Here is a 17,596-nt window from a genome sequence, read left to right as displayed (position 1 = left end):
CTAGTCTTTCGCCCCTTTTTCTCTTGGTAGTTGTGTGGATATGTCCACAAACCGCTCGATTTTATCTGATTAAATTCACTAAATATGAAAACGTTTCATCATTAGTGAATTTTATACTCACGATTTTAATTTAAACATCGTCCGACATATATTTCAAGTGAAAAAATTGTAACACCAAGAAAAAATATATATTACAGATTTCAAAAAAATTCAGTTTAATCTAGTATATATTTAAAAATATGACATATCATATAAAACTGTACTACATGAATTACTAACCCTGTTACATATACCTCGCCTTATTTGTGGGTTGCAAACCAAGTATTTAATTGATCCATAATGTTCTCCATCGCCTTCATGTTGGAGAATTTAGGTAACTCCACTAATAACGCCTGTTTTGGCATTGTTACACTAGGACCTTTCTTTTGGAGAACAAATATACTTTTTGCATTTTTCTCGTTTTTAAACATGGAAACAGGTAGCTGTAATAGCCCTTGAATAAAACATGTTTCTTTAATAAATGCATGTAATTTTGGTGCTTGATCACTTTCAAAAATGAAGTTTGGTACTAGGAAGAATAAGTACCCGCCTTCTTTCGTATGTTTCACACTTTGTTCAATAAATAGGTGATGTGCATACGACATTCCTTCATCTGCTTTTAACTTATATTCACTTGCACCAATTTCATTTGGATAGTAACCAATCGGTAAGTCTGAAACGACTGCATCAACCGGATCGATATAAAGTGGCGCTAGTCCATCTTGATGGAAGAATTCGATTGCATGCTTTTGTAAATTCGCATTTACTAAAGCAAGTTTAATTAGCACTTCATCCACTTCTACACCAAATCCACTCATTGCTAGTCCTTCTTTGGCGCTATTAAATACTGTAGTCATTAAGTTACCTGTTCCAATTGCAGGATCTAAAACAGTAATTTCGTTTTGCCCTTGCATAAATTTATGGAATAAGTAGCTCATGAACATTCCAACTGCATCAGGCGTCATTTCGTGATTCGCTTGCACGCCTTCTTTCATTCCTTTTAAGATGGCTAACTGAAATGCTTTACGAATTTCTTCCCCTTTATATGTTTCTTCATTAAACGTACTATATTCACGATTCAGCCTTTCAATTGCTGATTCAGATAATTCCTCTTGTAAAATTGCTCCTTCAAACAAGTTATCACCTGTTTCTACAAGCGCCTCTAAATATGTTACATCTAATTCTTTACGTAAAACTACCGCAGAAGAATCAAAAATAGAAAATAATGTTTCTACTGTCTGACTCACGTACATTCCTCCTTCTCTCTTTTACACATAACTTATATCATACCACAAAGTATTTTTTTCCAAAAAGAAAAAGCGACCTCCTACAAAGAGCTCCCCTTTAAGTTATATATGATATAACGTTTTTTCTCATATATTGGTACCATTACGCAGCAATATATGAGAAAAAACGACCTCTTTATAAGAGGTCATTTCTTTCACATTATTTTGCCGCTTTAGCTGCTTCTAATGCTGCTTCATAGTTTGGATGGCTTGTACCTTCGCTTACGTATTCTGCGTAAACTACTTTGTCGTTGCTATCTACTACGAATACTGCACGAGCAAGTAAACGAAGCTCTTTCATTACTAAGCCGTAAGCTTCACCGAATGAAAGGTCACGGTGGTCAGAAAGTGTTACAACATTTTCTAAACCGTTTGCTGCACACCAACGTTTTTGAGCGAATGGTAGGTCAGCGCTAATTGTTAATACTTTCGCGTTTTCAATACCTGCTGCATCTTGGTTAAAACGACGTGTTTGTGCATCACACACACCTGTGTCGATTGAAGGTACAACACTAATTAATTTTACTTCGCCTTTGTATGTTTCTAAACTTACTGGAGATAAGTCATTTGCTAATACTTGGAATTTTGGCGCTTGATCGCCAACTTTAACTTCTGTTCCAACTAAAGTCATTGGGTTACCTTTAAAAGTTACGTTTGCCACTTGAAAATCCTCCCTTATTTAAACAAAATATGTACAATGTAAATGATAGTTTGTCCCTATCGATAATGCAAATAAAATCGCTTTATTTACAAAAAAATTAAAGAAGCTAATCCATTGATTAGCTTCTTATTTGTTAAATTTGAAATTCAGGATCGTCTTCTTTTCGTTTATCCATCATTTCCTTCACTTTATCAACAGCTTGTGGCGCTAATTCAATTATTTTATCGATGACGTGTGTTTGCTTATCTAAATGCAACACTTTTACACCCTCTCCATTTATAACAAGAAAAGCAACAGGATTAATAGAAACTCCTCCACCACTTCCCCCGCCAAATGGATGACGGCCTGAATGTTCTACTTTACCAAATTCACTTCCACCAGCGGCGAATCCGAAACTAACTTTCGAAACGGTAAGAATTACACTTCCATCTGCCGCTTTAATCGGATCACCAACAATTGTATTCACATCAGTCATTTGTTTTAAATGCTGCATTGCGGTTGTCATTAAACCTTGAATTGGATGGTCCATTCTATATCCCCCCTATGCTTGAACTGATTTTTCATTCGTACCAGATCTTTGTCTTCTCATAAACGTGAGTAATTTGATACCAGTTTTTATAGCACGAAATATACGAAAAGATGCTGTTAACTCACATCTTGATGCAAATCCTTTCCCTTGAAAAACAGGGGTAATTTCAAATTCTGGTACGTCGACAATATGCATATATTGTCCTACAACTCCAGCAGCCATTCCTTTTGTCCCCCATGCATATCCAGTGACAATTCCAGTGCTAGCTGCGTCGCCTGCTCCAATTTGCGTGTGCCATTTCCACCCATTGATTTTCACTCGTTTGAGAAAATCTTTAACAATAGTATGAACTTCTTGTAGCTTTTTTATCAGCTCCCCCATACTATCAAGTTGCGCCATAATTTTATTATCTAATCCACCGTCTTTTTCAGCTTTTTCGATTTTCTGCCCTGTCTTTTTCTGTTGTTTTTCAATTCTTTCCAATACATCAAACGTATATCGAATCATCCATATTTTCACTTGAAACAAACATTGCTTTTCCATTTCTGAATATAAAAATGTCACTTTAAGCTTTATTTTCGACAATAGTATAAGCAAAATAAAAAGGAGAAGAATTATTATTCCAATCACGAGCCACTTCATACGTATCATCCTTTCACTCCGTACCCATTATCGACAAGTTTATTCATCATTAAACAGAATCCTTTAAGATTGAATATAAAAATTTTTCTAAAAATAAAAAAGGATTTTGACATTTTATATCGAAATATATTATTTGAACATATCGTCGGGGAACGTATTTGGATGATATGTAGCACGAAGAACAGAAAATTTAACTGCAGTGGAGGGATACATAATGGCAGATCGTCGCAATTTATTTTTCTTTTATGGTGATGACAAAGCAACGCTCGTTGAAAGAATGAAACCAATCTATCGTATTTTAGAAGAGAATGGATTCACCATATTAGATCATCCAAAAAATGCAAACGCTATCGTCAGTGTTGGAGATGATGCAACTTTCTTACAAGCCGTTCGTAAAACTGGTTTTAGAGAAGATTGCTTATACGCAGGGATTTCTACGAAAGATGAAATTTCGTTCTACTGCGATTTCCATATTGATCACGTTGATACAGCCCTTCAAGAAATTACAAAAAATGAAATTGAAGTGCGAAAATACCCAACAATTCAGGTAGATGTAGATCACGGTACATCTTTCCATTGTTTAAATGAGTTCTCATTACGTTCTAGCATTATTAAAACATTCGTAGTAGATGTTCACGTTGATGATCTATATTTCGAAACATTTAGAGGGGACGGTTTAGTTGTTTCTACCCCAACAGGAAGTACAGCTTACAATAAATCGTTACATGGTGCGGTTGTTGATCCGCTCATCCCATGCTTCCAAGTAAGCGAACTAGCATCATTAAATAACAACACATACCGTACGCTCGGTTCACCTTTCATTTTAAATCACAAGCGTACATTAACTTTAAAACTAAAACCAAACGGTAACGATTATCCTGTTATCGGTTTGGATAATGAAGCGCTTAGCATTAAACAAGTGGAAAAAGCTGTTGTACGCTTAAGCGATAAACAAATTAAAACAGTTAAATTAAAAAACAATTCCTTCTGGGAAAAAGTACAGAGAACGTTTTTATAGCATTAAAATAACCGCTGAATTATGGGATTCCATAATTCGGCGGTTATTTATTTCTCTCGCTACCGGCCACTCTTCGTGTCATTTTTTGTCGGTAAGTCGATATATTTTCACGCGTCTTTCCTATACACAATCTTCCCATCAATTACAGTCATTTCTGCTTGTACTTCTTTTATTTCTTCTGCCTCTATTTCAAATATGTTTCGATCTACTATCGTAAAGTCTGCCTCATATCCTTTTGCGATTTGTCCTCGCTTCGCTTCTTTTCCGATTGCATAGGCACTTCCTGTTGTAAATAAAGAAACAGCCTCATATACCGTTAATCTTTCTTCCGGTATATAACATACGCCGTCAATAAAACTTCTGCGTGTAACAGCACTATATATACCTAAAAATGGATTCACTTGTTCTATTGGCGCATCAGATCCACCGTTGCAGTGTAATCCCGCTTCCAGTAACTTCTTCCAAGCGTACGCATAGCGAAGACGATGCTCGCCTAGTTTTTCAATGACTGATGGGAAATCCGATGAAACAAAGACTGGCTGTATATCAATAATGGCTTGCAAGTTTTTCATTCTCTCAATTAACTCTTCACGAGCGAGCTGGCAATGAATAATGCGATCACGCAATCCTTCTGCAGGTGGATATAATTCAAGTGCATCAATGACATATTCAAGCGATAAATCACCTATTGTATGAATCGCAACTGGCATATGTAAATCACGTGCTTTTTTCACTAACTCCGCAAGCTCTTCACGCGAGAAGATTGCAACTCCATTTGTTTCCTGCGCATCTTCATACGGCTCACTTAATAAAGCTGTTCTTCCGCCAAAAGAGCCATCAGAAAAAATTTTCATCGCACCAAATTCAATATAATGCCCATTTTCATATTCTTTTCGTTCATGTGCTACTTCATGGTGAACGAGTAAATGTGCTTTAAATGGCATTTCTTTTATAACATGAGAAAAAGCATTGTGCGTTTTTCTAAAACCACCGTAATAATTTAAATCTTCCGTATGCCCGCCAACAAGTCCATATTGCCAACAATCTTTAATTGCTGTTTGCAGGGCTCTTTGTAAATAAGCTTCATCAATTTCTGGCTGCACATGTTTAATTAATTCTTGTCCTTGTTCATATAAAAGGCCTGTTAACATATTTGATGAATCCCGGCCGATTTTCCCGCCTTTCGGGTCTTGCGTCATTTCTGTTATGTTCGCTTCTTGCAATATGTATGAGTTCATCCATGTAACGTGGCGACAAACACGCTTTAATAATATCGGATGTTCTTTAGAGATTTTATCTAGATCATGTACGTGAACTTGTTTTGTATCTGTAAAATTATTTTCATTCCAGCCTTCTCCAATAATCCAAGAACCTTTTGGCACTTCTTCTACTCGTTTCCGAACGAGAGTAAGCACTTCACTATAAGATGTACAATTTGATAGATCTAATCGAAGTAATCTCTCCCCATGACCAATAAGATGCATATGACTATCAACGAGACCTGGAATCATCATTTTACCTTCTAAATCATGCAACTTCTCCGTAGAATATCGATCTTCTAACTCTTGTTTCTCCCCTATATCAACAATCCTGCCATTTTCGACGTAAACAGCGTCCACTTTTTCGTTTTCTTCTCTCATCGTGTAAATGGTGCCGCCATACCAAATTTCTCCCATATACCCATCCCCTTTTTCCTTAAGTCTACGAAATTAATCCGTATAAAAAAAGCACCATTTCGATTAAAAATGGTGCTTTTCCAAAAATTAATTTTGTTCAGTAGGATTCGTTGTGATTTGCCATTCAATGCTAAATTTATCTTTTAGTTGTCCGTATGCTGGGCTCCAGAATGTTTCTTGAAGTGGCATAATAACTTCTCCACCTTCTTGTAACTTTTCGAATACTTCTTTCGCTTTTTCTGCATTACTAATTTGAATTGCAATTGTTACTTGAGATCCGATTGCATGCCCTTGACCTGGGAATGTATCAGAAATCATAAGGTCCGTGTTACCAACTTTTAAAGTAGCATGTAAAACGCGCTCTTTTGCTTCAGCTGGAATCGGGTATTCTGGATTTTCAGGCATGTCACCAAAAGTTTGCATGACTTCTACTTTTGCGTCTAACGCCTCTTTATAAAACTGTACAGCCTCTTGCCCACTACCATCTAAAACTAAGTACGGATTAATACCTAAAATCATACGGACACCTCTTTTTTAAGTTTATAAAATCGAACTTGTGTTCGTTTTTATATTATCATTGTTTGCCATTTCATTCAACTATTTCCTTCACTGTTTTCAAAATTATTTTGACGGAATCTCCATCTCTTGTTTTCTAAGTTCAATACGGCGAATTTTTCCGGAAATCGTTTTTGGTAGTTCATCTATAAATTCAATTTTGCGAGGGTATTTATATGGTGCAGTGAGTTCTTTGACGTGTTGTTGGAGTACTGGAATTAATGTTTCTTCGTTCTTGTCTATATTCTCTCTTAATACGATAAATGCCTTCACGACACTTCCGCGAATTTCATCAGGGCTTGCAACAACCGCACACTCTCTTACATAAGGATGTTTTACGAGTGCATCTTCTACTTCAAACGGCCCAATTGTATAACCAGAGCTAATAATAATATCATCACCGCGCCCTTCAAACCAGAAATAGCCTTCTTCATCTTTCTTCGCTTTATCACCAGTAATATAATAATCACCGCGGAATTGCATTGCTGTGCGCTCATCGTCTTTATAATATTGTTTAAAGAGGGCTGGTGTTTCAATGTGAACTGCAATATCACCAACTTCTCCTACCTTTACCGGAATACCTTCCTCATCTACAATATCAACGTGGTTGCCTGGCGTTGGTTTTCCCATTGATCCTGGTCTAATATCCATTCCTTTCATTACACCAACAAGTAATGTGTTTTCCGTTTGCCCATAGCCGTCTCTTACTGTAATATTAAAGTGCTTTTGGAACGTTTCAATGACTTCTCTATTTAACGGCTCACCTGCGGATACAGCGCTATGTAACGCTTCTAAATTGTACTCACTTAAGTCTTCTACTTTTGCCATTAATCTATACTCAGTCGGCGTACAACAAAGCACATTCACCTTATTATCACCTAATAAGTTTAAATACGTTTTTGGTTCAAACTTACCGTGGTATACAAATCCTGTTGCACCTGAACCGAGAGTTGCTACAAACGGGCTCCAAATCCACTTTTGCCAACCTGGACTAGCCGTCGCCCATACAACATCATTCTCTTCAATCCCGAGCCAGTTTGGAGCGCTCGTACGTAAATGAGCGTATGCCCATGCATGCGTATGAACAACACCTTTTGGATTTCCTGTCGTCCCTGACGTGTAAGATAAAAAGACCATATCTTCTTTATCTGTCTTTGCCATTTCTAACAGGTCACTTTCTGTTTCTAACGCTGTTTTTAAATTAATCCATCCATCTACTGACTGCTCGCTCAGAACGAATTTTTGAAGAGATTTCATCGCTTCTATATCATCAAACTGCCCAATGTACGGCTCATAACTTACGATTGCTTTTACTTCCCCGTGCCCAATACGATATTCGATATCCTTCTTGCGTAACATTTCCGAACTCGGAATTACGACAAATCCTGCTTTAATCGCAGCGATATACGTCATGTACGCTTCAATTAAACGTGGCATCATAATGAGGAGCTTGTCCCCTTTTTGCAGACCACTCTTTATAAAAGCGTTTCCAATTTTGTTCGCACCTTTCATTAACTCAGCGTATGTAACTTCTCGTCTATTCCCTTTATCATCTTGCCAAATTAAAGCAAGCTTCTCTTTATCACTTGTATATTTCTCTATTTCAGAAACTAAATTATAAGACGCTGGCGCCAACAATTCTTCTCTCTTCATACAATATCCTCCTCCATTTCTATGCCTCCCTTATATAATAAAGAATTTTCAGTCAATTTTGAACCCTCTTCTTTTGACAAATTTTTTATATCTATGTCGAAATGAATGTATAACGGTGCAAACAACAAAAAGAAAGAGCGGGAGAACCCGCTCTTTCTAAGCCATCATATATGGGATTATTTTTGGAAACCGCCTAATTGTTGCTCAGCTAGTGAAACTAGACGTTTAGTGATTTCGCCACCAACAGAACCGTTAGCGCGAGATGTTGCATCAGCTCCAAGTTGAACACCAAACTCTTGAGCGATTTCGTATTTCATTTGATCTAATGCTGCTTGAGCACCAGATACTGCTAATTTATTGTTGCTTGCCATGTTGTATCACCTCCTTGTGAGTATAGAGTGTGATAAACAACATGACTTCATACACGTTTTAGATATGGTAATTTATGGTTTTAGAAAAGTTCTTCGAATTTTTCTTCTTCCGCCACTACTTCTACCGTTTGTAATACCATTGTTTCTTTGTTCGCTACAGCTTCATCGATTAATGGTGTGAAATCGTATTTCGCTTCAAAACGATTCGCTTTTTCACGCTTCGGCTTCGTCGCTGGGCTTGCTGGTGTGAATACTGTACAGCAATCTTCGTACGGACGAATTGAAATATCATATGTGCCGATTTCTTCAGCAATTTTAATAATTTCTAATTTATCCATCGTAATAAGTGGACGAATAACCGGATAGTTTGTTACTTCGTTAATTGTATGCATACTATCTAACGTTTGGCTTGCTACTTGTCCAAGACTTTCACCAGTCGTGATTGCAAGTGCATTACGTTCCTCTGCAATACGCTCTGTAATACGCATCATCATACGGCGCATAACTGTCATTGAATAGCTAGATGGAATTTCTTTATTAATCGTTTTTTGCACTTCTGTAAATGGAACAAGGTGAAGCGTTACACGTTTACAGTACTTCGTTAACTCTTGTGCTAAATCGATTACTTTTTGTTTTGCGCGCTCGCTTGTGAAAGGTGGGCTATGGAAATGAACTGCTTCCACAGACACGCCGCGTTTCATCGTTAAGTACGTTGCTACTGGGCTATCGATACCACCAGAAAGAAGTACCATTACTTTTCCGCCAACGCCAACTGGTAAACCACCAGCTCCCATGTGCTCACCACACATAATATAGCTGTAACCACTGCGAATTTCTATACGTACATTCACATCTGGATTATGAACATCTACTGTGATATCCTCTGTATTTTCTAAAATGTGCCCACCGATTTCTGGAAGTAACTCCATCGTCTTCATTGGGAAGCGCTTATCAGAACGGTGCACTGTAATTTTAAATGTTTTCACATCGCCTTTTACTTGTAAGAAAGCTGCTAATGCACCTTTTTTAATATCTTCTAATTCTGATGGTACTTTCATCGCTAAGTTAAACTTATGAATACCAAATACATCTTTCAATCTTTCAGAAATTGCTTCATGGTCTTCGCCATTTAATTGGATGTACATACGATCATGTGTTGCATCGATTTTAATATTTGGGAACTTTTTCAGTTTGAACTTTACGTTATCTTTTAATGTGCTTACAAATTTAGAACGGTTCTTACCTTTAGTCGTCATCTCTCCATAACGAACTAAAATATATTCATATGTCATCATATTTCTTTACCTCATCACTTCATATAATTTTGGCATCGTCTCTTTCACAATACCTTCAAATTGTTTTACTTCTTCCATCGTGTTTTCTGGTGCCAAACTAATACGAATAGCACTTGCAGCAGCGGCATGGGGTACTCCCATTGACACTAACACTCTGCTCACTTCATTTGCTTTTGAAGAACAAGCAGACTTCGTCGATACATATACACCGTGCTCTTCTAAAGCATGAACGACCACTTCTGGTTTTAAACCAACAAATGATACATTTAAAATGTGCGGTGCTGCATATGCAAGCGACGTATTGATTGTTACATCTTCCATCTCTTTCAAGAAACGGACAAGCTCTGTTTGTAAATTGTGCAAATGAGCTATCTTTTCTTTCACTTGTTCCATTGTCATGCGAAGTGCTTTCACCATCGCTACAATGCCAGGTAAGTTTTCTGTACCAGAGCGATACTTAAGCTCTTGTTGACCACCTGATAAAATTGGATCTAACCTTACGCCATCACGTACATAAAGAAGACCCGTTCCTTTTACACTGTGGAATTTATGTCCAGATATTGAGCAAAGATCAATATGAGAAGCATATAAATCAAGCGGTACTTTTCCTATCCCTTGTACATGGTCCACATGGAATCTTATTTTCGGATAGTTCGATAATAACGTTCCAATTTCAGCAACAGGCTGAATTGCTCCAGTCTCGTTGTTCACGTGAATAATTGACACAAGAATCGTATCTTCACGAAGTGCTCGTTTTACATCCTCTACCGATACAACACCATGCTCATTAACCGGTAAATATGTTACATCAAAACCGAGATCTTCTAATTGTTTATATGCTTCAAACACAGACGCGTGTTCAATATTTGTTGTAATGATATGTTTACCGCGCGAACGATTCCTCATCGCTATTCCTTTAATCGCAAGGTTATTCCCTTCCGTTCCACCTGATGTGAAAATAATCTCAGAAGGTTTAACGTGAAGAAGCTGCGCTGCAATCGTTCTTGATTGTGTTAATAGACGCTCTGCCTCTCCTCCAAGCGAATGAATAGAAGAAGGATTACCAAAATATTTCCCAGCAACCGTCACGTACGATTGAAGGGCTTCTGGATATGGCTTCGTCGTCGCACTATTATCAAAATAGATCATCGTTCTTCCCCTTTCAGCGCTATCACATCATATAATCATATCATAAATACTTGTCATTACGCTAAGACTACGCAAAGGTTCCGTTTTATCCCGATTAGTGAATAATAATAATTAGTGAGATCCCCCACTGATTACAGTTTCACTTTATTTTGAAACGAATAACCTTGCTGTATTCCGCTATTCATTATAGCAACATCGCCTGCAAAATTACACAAAAAAACAAACCCTTATGAAAGGGTTTGTTCATTGTCTACATATTCAGCTATTTTTTGAACAACGCCAGGTTCAAGTTGCTCTAGTACAGAAGCCGCTTGTTCTAAAGCTGCATCGTATTGATATTCACGGAATAATTTCTCCGCATAATTTAAGCTCTCTGCAAGGTTCTCATCATGACTGCGGTAACGATTACCGTATTGAATTAATTTTTCAACTAAATACGCTTGTCCAATTAACTCTTCTGTCATTTCAGCTACACCATTAACAGTTGTGTACGCTTCTTCTAAACTGCTATTTACAGCGTTCATATTTAACGGTTTCACTTCTAACTGTTCATATACAGCTTGCATTGCCATTTGTCCTCTTTTTAAATCTTCCATAATGCTTTCTGGAAGACCTGGCAAATTCGACTTTTTCATAAAACGTTTCGTTTCAAAAATGATATTTCGCATTTCTTGTAACTTCTCACGCGCTTCAAATTCTTCTTTACGCATCGTTTGCAACATTTCTTTATATTCTGCATGAAGTACTTTTAACGTTTCACATTGCTCATAAACCTCTTCTAGTTCCTCACGAATAATAGAGAAGGCAATATCTTGTTCCGCAACGCGTAATTGCAGCATTTCAAAACGTTTCATTAAAATGTGCATTTGCTTTTCAATTACTTTTTGAGACTCAATGTCCTTATCTTGTAACTGATAACTTTGTTTCACAAGTTGTGTTTCTGCTTTTGTTTCAATCGTTTCAATGCGAATTTCTTCTAAGTCTTCATAAACAGAAAGTGTTTTTTGCTCCACATAATGTCTCGCATGTACTTCTTGTTCTAATTGATCATAGAAGCCATCTAAACGCGTTTTTAAGTTTTCTACTTTTTCAGCTGCTTCCGTTATATGAAGCTCCTGTATATCCATTAAACATGTTTGTAGTTGTGTCGTCATATCACGAACTTCTTTAGGGACTTCCAAATACTCTAATACATAACCTTGTCTTACCATGTCATTATGTCCGTGTAATAAATCTTCCAGCTGAACTGGTAACGTCGCTTGACACTCTACCAATAAATCTGGAATTTGATGAATAATGATTTCTAAGTTTGCTAAACCTTCTTCTAAACTAATGACAATTTCTCTCGCCTTTAAGTAGTCGCCATTATCTGTTGCCTCTTCAAAGCTTTTAAACTTATTAGATTCAGCATCTAGCATCTCTTCGATTTTCTGCTCTGCTGCTCCATACATATGTCTATGAGCAAGAACACTCTTCTTCATACTACGATATGTATCACGTAACCCTTCAATTTCCGAGCTATTTTTTTCATGGCTTTCTAACAATTGCTGTAATTCATTTAAAATGTCTGTAATACGATTATCAGCGTCATCTAAACCACTTATGGATTCATTCATCGCATGCTTTGCTTTTCGGAAGGAGAATTGCGAGGCGAATTTTCGCGCTTGCGCTAAATCTTTGTCTGCTTTCGGAAGGGTTGTTGATACAATCTCATCCCATTCTTCACGCCATTTACCAAACAGTTCTTCTGTTTGACCTGTCATATTTAAGTCTTTCACCCGTTTTAGTTCATCTGCCACAGGCTTATCTTTTATCTCTTGTTTCCACTGCTCCAGTGCTTCAATATCTTTATATGAACGATTTCTTATCACAAGCTCTATCATGAGCAGCACTAGAATAGAGCTTACTACAATGATAACGATCGTCAGGATAGAATCCATGCAAAAAAGCCTCCTAGTTATATCTCTTTTTTTGTCCGTTCCGTTTATGAAATGGAAGGCATTATGTATAAAAAGGGAATCCCCCTATATTTAACAACTAACAATGTACTAATCATACCATGTAATGGCGTGTTTTTGACCTAGTTTTTTTTAAAATTTCATGTTTCTTTCAATGCAATTGTAATCTTTCTCAATCTTCTGTTTGGATTATCTCCCATCATCAAATGATTGTAATAACAGGTTCTCTTTCATATGAGATACGAAATAAATTTTGCGCACAAGTGGTGGCTCAATTGAAATCGCATGCACATTTCCTTGCTTTACCGCTTGCTCTACTGCGATTTCTGGAAGTAACGTAATACCAAGTCCAGCTCCGACCATTGCAAGCATCGGTTCTGCATAAGAAGTTTCAAATGCAATGATTGGTTTCGCCCCTATCCCTTGAAACATATTCGTAATCATTTTCCTTACATCACAAATTTCTGGATATACGATTAACTTTTCATTTTGCAAATCTTCCATTCGGATTACTATTTTCTCTTTATAAAGATGATCACTTGAAACTACACAAACAATTTTTTCTTCTCGCATTTCTTTTATACACGTAGCGTCTTCTACTACTGAATCGACGAACATCGCTTCAATCTTCCGCTCTTTAAAGAGTCCCATTAGTACTTTCGTATGCTCAATTTTCCATTCTACTTCGAATCCTTCACCTAATACATCTTTACATTTTGATATATAATGCGCTGCTAAACTTGGCAATATGCCTATAGAAATTTTCCGCTTCTCTTGAAAATTCTTCATTTCGGCTTTCACTTCATGGATGTGTTCCAAAATCGGTAACATTCTTGTTATAAATAACTCTCCAGCTTCTGTTAATTCCACTCCTTGCGCGGAACGCTTCAGTAAAGTAACCTCTAAATCCGCTTCTAACCTTTGAATTTGCTTACTAAGCGCCGGTTGAGAAATATGTAAAAGCTTACTCGCCTTTGATAAACTTCGCGTATTCTTCACTTCAATAAACGATCGTACTGCTTCCAAATCCATCGTACACACCTCTAACAAAAAGTTATAACTGTCATAAAAAATCGATATTTCCCTCTATAAACAATTACTCTTTATACTTATTTCATCAACTTACTATAACGAAATGAAAAGGGGAAAGATACTCTTGGACAAAAAACAAATGCTACTCGGATCCCTCCTATGCTTACTTGCCGTAACGGCTTGGGGATTTATGTTTCCTGTCATGGCAAATGCTCTGCAGTTTATCGATCCGTTCTTCTTCACAACTATCCGATACGGATCAGCAGCTATTATTTTTCTTATTTTGCTATTCATTACTGAAGGAAAAACTTCACTCCACTTAGAAAAAAGAACACTTTCGTTATTCTTTTACGGAACAGTCGGTTTCGCTGGATATGGTTTTCTCATTTTTTACGGCCAACAACTTGCCGGGCCTTCTGGGGCCATTCATGCTGCGATGATTCAATCTCTTATGCCGCTCATCGCTTTATTATTGCAGTGGATAACAAAAAACAAACGCCCACAAAACTACACATTCCTTTGTATGTTCGTTGCATTGCTCGGTGTTATGCTTGTCATTTCAAAAGGAAATATTCACTTTTTATTTGGAGCTGCCAGTCACCTCTCAACAAATATACTTATGCTATGCGGCGTTACTTGCTGGGTCATTTATACGAACGGTGGTGCTCGTTTTCAATCTTGGTCACCACTTCGATATACGACGTTAACTTGTTTATTCGGCTCGGTTTCACTCATCGTTATCGTCACTTTCTTCACTTACACAAACATCGTTACTATGCCGTCACTTCGTACAATTATGAGCGTTCGTTTTGAACTCTTGTATATGTCGATTGTTGCAGGTGTTATCGCTGTATTTTGCTGGAACACAGGAAATCGCTATATTTCATCTATTAACGGCATATTATTTATGAATTTAGTTCCTGTACTTGCACTTATCGGTTCCATCTTTCGAGGTTATACAGTCGACAAAATTGAAATTGCCGGAGCCTCATTAACAATTATCGCGCTATTATGCAACAATGTATGGCAAAGGAAAGAAAGCACAAAAATCCCCACCTCAGTTCGTTAGGTGGGGATTCTTCACATATGAACAGCTCTTGGTAATTCATAGTATATATTCGTTATACATAATGTGTGTTCCATCCATTGTTCAATTTCTTTCGTGTACATTTCTATGAAAAATGTCTCAGACGGAAAAGAATGCAGCACTTCTGATATATATTGCGGATATAAAAACGGCATATTCATCATGCCTTTTAATTGCGTCATAAACATTGTAAAAGATACCTTTTTAAATTCTTGCTTCATTTGTCCATGCTTTATAATTTGCTCTATATAATATCTTTCTTTAGAAAAGTAAATGGTCATCACTTCGCGAATTAATGTCGTATCAAGCGAAAGCTCTCGGTAAAAAAAACGTGTCAATTCCCTATTTTCAAATTGATATCGTAAAATCCCACGCACCATTTGCACCATCATATCTTTAGCCGACAAATATTCTCTCTGTTCAAAGGACGTTTCAATCACATGAATATATCCTTCTAAAAAGTCAGTAATAAGCTGTTCTAATAAACCTTGCTTTCCAGCAAAATAATATGAAATATTCGCTACATTCACATCCGCTCGCTTTGCAATTTCTCGCACCGACGTTCCATCATAACCTTTCGTGTTAAACAACGATATTGCCGCATCAATTACTTTTTGTTTCGTCTGTTTCATGCGCTCACTTCCTCTCACTGAACAGCTATAGTTTAAATTTCTTGACTTTTAAGACAAATTCCTTTAATTTTCTATCGACAAAGTCATGTGAAATACATCGTATTTTGCTAATATTTTACACATCTCGATAAAAAGGGAGTTGTTTCCATGTTTACAAAAGAAAGTTATGCAGGTTCTCGTGAAGAACAATACGAGACAGTAATTAAACAACTGGATGCATTATTAACTGGCGAACCGAACGTAGTCGCAAACTTATCAAATGCGTCCGCATTATTAAATCAATTTTTAGATCGTGTGAATTGGGTTGGCTTTTATGTAACAGAAGGAAATCAGCTTGTTCTTGGACCTTTCCAAGGAATGCCTGCTTGCGTGCGCATTCCATTTGGACGAGGCGTTTGCGGCGTTGCAGCTGAAACGAAAACAACGCAGCTTGTAGCAGACGTTCACCAATTCCCAGGACATATCGCTTGCGATAGTGCTTCTAATTCAGAAATCGTCGTACCGATTGTGAAAGAAGGAACTGTTATTGGTGTACTTGATATCGATAGCCCTGAAAAAAATCGTTTTGACGAAGTGGATCAGCGCTATTTAGAAAAGTTTGTGGAAACACTCCTAAAACATATTTAAAAAAGAAAAGAGCGAGTTATCGATTGCGTACATCACGTACGAAACCGATAGCTCACTCTTTTTTATTGATTACTAACAGTAGATATTTTCTTTAGTGCCTGTTCTAAATCAGAAACGATATCCTCCCATGATTCTAAACCGACAGATAAACGTATTAAATTATCGTAAATACCCATTTCTTGTCTTAGCTCAGCTGGAATCGCAGCGTGCGTCATCGTTGCCGGATGCTGAATTAACGTTTCTGTATCTCCTAAACTTACGGCAATTGTAATAAAATGAAGGTCATTGATAAACGCTTGCGTCTCTTCTTTTCCGCCTTTTACTGAAAAAGAAATCACACCGCCGCCCCGTTTCATTTGGCGAGATGCTAACTCACCTTCTGGATACCAAACGCCCTCTACTGCATCATGATTTTTCAGAAACGATACAATTTTTTCGGCATTATCACAATGGCGGTCCATTCTTACCGCTAACGTCTTTAATCCGCGTAACAATAACCATGCATCAAACGGCGCCATAATACCACCGATATCTTTTCGCATCGGGCGAATTTTTTCAGCTAACGCTTTCGTTTTACAAATCGTTACACCCGCCACAACATCACCATGACCGCCAATATATTTTGTCGCACTATGAACAACCGCGTCACAGCCAAGTTCAAGCGGTCTTTGTAAATAAGGTGAACAAAACGTATTATCAACAATAACAAGTAAGCCATTTCGCTTCGCAACCCGAATCACTTGTTTTAAATCGATTAATTTCATCGTTGGATTAATCGGTGTTTCAACGAAAATAAGCTTTGTATTTGGGCGAATCTTATTTTCAATATCAGCCTCTGTCTCCATATCACAAAACGAATGCGTAATCATAAATTTCTCTTCTAACACTTCTAAAAAACCGTACGTGCACCCGTATAATCCATTTGAACAAATAATATGATCTCCAGCTTTTAAAAAACCAATTAACGTTGCGGAAATGGCTGCCATACCGGATCCGAAAGCAAGTGCTTCTTCTCCTCCTTCTAACACCGCCATACGTTCTTCAAATAATTTTACAGTTGGATTTCCAAGTCTTGAGTAAATATAAGATGGATCCACTCCCGCAAAACTCGCCTCTCCTTGCTGCGCAGTCTCAAATGTAAATGTAGACGTTTGAAATAGCGGTGGTGTTAAACTTCCTTTATGTTCCTCAGATGTATAACCGTGATGAATTAACGCTGTCTCCATATGCTTCTTTTTCATAAAAACATCCCCTTTTATGTTTTTATACCGCATATTCATCAACAAAAAATTAATGAACATTTTTTACCACATTTTATGTAAGCGTTTTATTTGTGTTTCTATCAATTCTTGTATATCGTTTTAAATTCCTTCTTATTAATTTCCA

17 protein-coding genes are annotated in these 17,596 nt (G+C 37.2%); 3 read left to right on the top strand and 14 right to left on the bottom strand.

Annotation, left to right across the window (positions count from 1 at the left end; translation table 11 throughout):
* Window positions 1-299: 299 nt before the first annotated feature.
* The 4 genes from MNO09_RS06635 to MNO09_RS06620 form a co-directional block, all read right to left on the bottom strand.
* Window positions 300-1,286, bottom strand: a complete 987-nt coding sequence (locus MNO09_RS06635; protein WP_000084362.1) for a class I SAM-dependent methyltransferase — start codon at window positions 1,284-1,286, stop codon at window positions 300-302.
* A gap of 199 nt (window positions 1,287-1,485) precedes the next feature.
* Window positions 1,486-1,986 carry a thiol peroxidase gene (tpx, locus tag MNO09_RS06630; RefSeq protein ID WP_000024522.1) on the bottom strand — a complete coding sequence of 167 codons (501 nt, stop codon included), beginning with the start codon at window positions 1,984-1,986 and terminating at the stop codon, window positions 1,486-1,488.
* Between the two features lie 133 nt (window positions 1,987-2,119).
* Complete coding sequence (gene ytfJ / locus MNO09_RS06625; protein ID WP_000350005.1) at window positions 2,120-2,515, bottom strand: GerW family sporulation protein; 396 nt, start codon at window positions 2,513-2,515, stop codon at window positions 2,120-2,122.
* 12 nt (window positions 2,516-2,527) lie between these two features.
* Window positions 2,528-3,166, bottom strand: coding sequence for a DUF2953 domain-containing protein (locus MNO09_RS06620; RefSeq protein ID WP_002096283.1), 639 nt, complete (start codon window positions 3,164-3,166; stop codon window positions 2,528-2,530).
* A 205-nt stretch (window positions 3,167-3,371) separates the two neighbouring features.
* Between MNO09_RS06620 and MNO09_RS06615 the strand changes: the two genes are divergently transcribed.
* Entirely contained in the window at window positions 3,372-4,175 is an 804-nt protein-coding gene (locus tag MNO09_RS06615) for an NAD kinase (protein ID WP_000785190.1), read from the top strand.
* Window positions 4,176-4,282: 107 nt separating this feature from the next.
* Here the strand turns inward: MNO09_RS06615 and MNO09_RS06610 are convergent, their stop codons facing one another.
* The 8 genes from MNO09_RS06610 to MNO09_RS06575 all read right to left on the bottom strand — a co-directional run bounded on the left by MNO09_RS06610 (window position 4,283) and on the right by MNO09_RS06575 (window position 13,864).
* A complete protein-coding gene (locus tag MNO09_RS06610) occupies window positions 4,283-5,851 on the bottom strand; it encodes an amidohydrolase (RefSeq protein ID WP_088107401.1) in 1,569 nt (522 codons plus the stop codon).
* Between the two features lie 87 nt (window positions 5,852-5,938).
* Complete coding sequence (locus MNO09_RS06605; protein ID WP_000600353.1) at window positions 5,939-6,370, bottom strand: VOC family protein; 432 nt, start codon at window positions 6,368-6,370, stop codon at window positions 5,939-5,941.
* Between the two features lie 102 nt (window positions 6,371-6,472).
* Window positions 6,473-8,059 carry an acyl-CoA synthetase MbcS gene (gene mbcS / locus MNO09_RS06600; protein WP_000817724.1) on the bottom strand — a complete coding sequence of 529 codons (1,587 nt, stop codon included), beginning with the start codon at window positions 8,057-8,059 and terminating at the stop codon, window positions 6,473-6,475.
* A gap of 176 nt (window positions 8,060-8,235) precedes the next feature.
* Window positions 8,236-8,430 carry an alpha/beta-type small acid-soluble spore protein gene (locus tag MNO09_RS06595; protein ID WP_000157912.1) on the bottom strand — a complete coding sequence of 65 codons (195 nt, stop codon included), beginning with the start codon at window positions 8,428-8,430 and terminating at the stop codon, window positions 8,236-8,238.
* 80 nt (window positions 8,431-8,510) lie between these two features.
* A complete protein-coding gene (thiI, locus tag MNO09_RS06590) occupies window positions 8,511-9,725 on the bottom strand; it encodes a tRNA uracil 4-sulfurtransferase ThiI (RefSeq protein WP_000989277.1) in 1,215 nt (404 codons plus the stop codon).
* 6 nt (window positions 9,726-9,731) lie between these two features.
* Window positions 9,732-10,874 carry a cysteine desulfurase family protein gene (locus MNO09_RS06585; protein WP_000638959.1) on the bottom strand — a complete coding sequence of 381 codons (1,143 nt, stop codon included), beginning with the start codon at window positions 10,872-10,874 and terminating at the stop codon, window positions 9,732-9,734.
* Between the two features lie 227 nt (window positions 10,875-11,101).
* A complete protein-coding gene (gene ezrA / locus MNO09_RS06580) occupies window positions 11,102-12,814 on the bottom strand; it encodes a septation ring formation regulator EzrA (RefSeq protein ID WP_000377307.1) in 1,713 nt (570 codons plus the stop codon).
* A 207-nt stretch (window positions 12,815-13,021) separates the two neighbouring features.
* Window positions 13,022-13,864, bottom strand: coding sequence for a LysR family transcriptional regulator (locus MNO09_RS06575; protein WP_000362566.1), 843 nt, complete (start codon window positions 13,862-13,864; stop codon window positions 13,022-13,024).
* A gap of 124 nt (window positions 13,865-13,988) precedes the next feature.
* Between MNO09_RS06575 and MNO09_RS06570 the strand changes: the two genes are divergently transcribed.
* Complete coding sequence (locus MNO09_RS06570; protein WP_000358804.1) at window positions 13,989-14,933, top strand: DMT family transporter; 945 nt, start codon at window positions 13,989-13,991, stop codon at window positions 14,931-14,933.
* 11 nt (window positions 14,934-14,944) lie between these two features.
* On the opposite strand, the gene refZ is transcribed toward MNO09_RS06570, so the two are convergent.
* Window positions 14,945-15,583: a forespore capture DNA-binding protein RefZ gene (gene refZ / locus MNO09_RS06565; protein WP_000814940.1), complete on the bottom strand. Its 639-nt coding sequence runs from the start codon at window positions 15,581-15,583 to the stop codon at window positions 14,945-14,947.
* 147 nt (window positions 15,584-15,730) lie between these two features.
* Between refZ and msrC the strand changes: the two genes are divergently transcribed.
* The gene (gene msrC / locus MNO09_RS06560) at window positions 15,731-16,210 is read left to right on the top strand and encodes a free L-methionine (R)-S-oxide reductase MsrC (protein WP_000494320.1); all 480 of its coding nucleotides are present in this window, start codon (window positions 15,731-15,733) and stop codon (window positions 16,208-16,210) included.
* Between the two features lie 62 nt (window positions 16,211-16,272).
* Here msrC and megL read toward each other — a convergent pair whose 3' ends face one another.
* On the bottom strand, window positions 16,273-17,451 hold the full coding sequence (megL, locus tag MNO09_RS06555) for a methionine gamma-lyase (protein WP_000726585.1): 1,179 nt from the start codon (window positions 17,449-17,451) through the stop codon (window positions 16,273-16,275).
* Between the last annotated feature and the right edge of the window lie 145 nt (window positions 17,452-17,596).

It is taken from the genome of Bacillus sp. N5-665, assembly GCF_022637375.2.
Classification (GTDB): Bacteria; Bacillota; Bacilli; order Bacillales; family Bacillaceae_G; genus Bacillus_A; species Bacillus_A wiedmannii.
The sequence above is the reverse complement of the archived record's forward strand: the minus strand, read 5'-3'. Positions and strand labels throughout refer to the sequence as shown.

Bases quoted from the DNA above. Each gene is read 5' to 3' on its own strand.
- ezrA (WP_000377307.1), bottom strand. From the start codon at position 12,814: ATGGATTCTATCCTGACGATCGTTATCATTGTAGTAAGCTCTATTCTA.
- MNO09_RS06610 (WP_088107401.1), bottom strand. From the start codon at position 5,851: ATGGGAGAAATTTGGTATGGCGGCACCATTTACACGATGAGAGAAGAA.
- MNO09_RS06620 (WP_002096283.1), bottom strand. From the start codon at position 3,166: ATGATACGTATGAAGTGGCTCGTGATTGGAATAATAATTCTTCTCCTT.
- MNO09_RS06605 (WP_000600353.1), bottom strand. From the start codon at position 6,370: ATGATTTTAGGTATTAATCCGTACTTAGTTTTAGATGGTAGTGGGCAA.
- MNO09_RS06615 (WP_000785190.1), top strand. From the start codon at position 3,372: ATGGCAGATCGTCGCAATTTATTTTTCTTTTATGGTGATGACAAAGCA.
- refZ (WP_000814940.1), bottom strand. From the start codon at position 15,583: ATGAAACAGACGAAACAAAAAGTAATTGATGCGGCAATATCGTTGTTT.
- msrC (WP_000494320.1), top strand. From the start codon at position 15,731: ATGTTTACAAAAGAAAGTTATGCAGGTTCTCGTGAAGAACAATACGAG.
- megL (WP_000726585.1), bottom strand. From the start codon at position 17,451: ATGAAAAAGAAGCATATGGAGACAGCGTTAATTCATCACGGTTATACA.
- ytfJ (WP_000350005.1), bottom strand. From the start codon at position 2,515: ATGGACCATCCAATTCAAGGTTTAATGACAACCGCAATGCAGCATTTA.
- MNO09_RS06575 (WP_000362566.1), bottom strand. From the start codon at position 13,864: ATGGATTTGGAAGCAGTACGATCGTTTATTGAAGTGAAGAATACGCGA.
- thiI (WP_000989277.1), bottom strand. From the start codon at position 9,725: ATGATGACATATGAATATATTTTAGTTCGTTATGGAGAGATGACGACT.
- mbcS (WP_000817724.1), bottom strand. From the start codon at position 8,059: ATGAAGAGAGAAGAATTGTTGGCGCCAGCGTCTTATAATTTAGTTTCT.
- MNO09_RS06585 (WP_000638959.1), bottom strand. From the start codon at position 10,874: ATGATCTATTTTGATAATAGTGCGACGACGAAGCCATATCCAGAAGCC.
- MNO09_RS06595 (WP_000157912.1), bottom strand. From the start codon at position 8,430: ATGGCAAGCAACAATAAATTAGCAGTATCTGGTGCTCAAGCAGCATTA.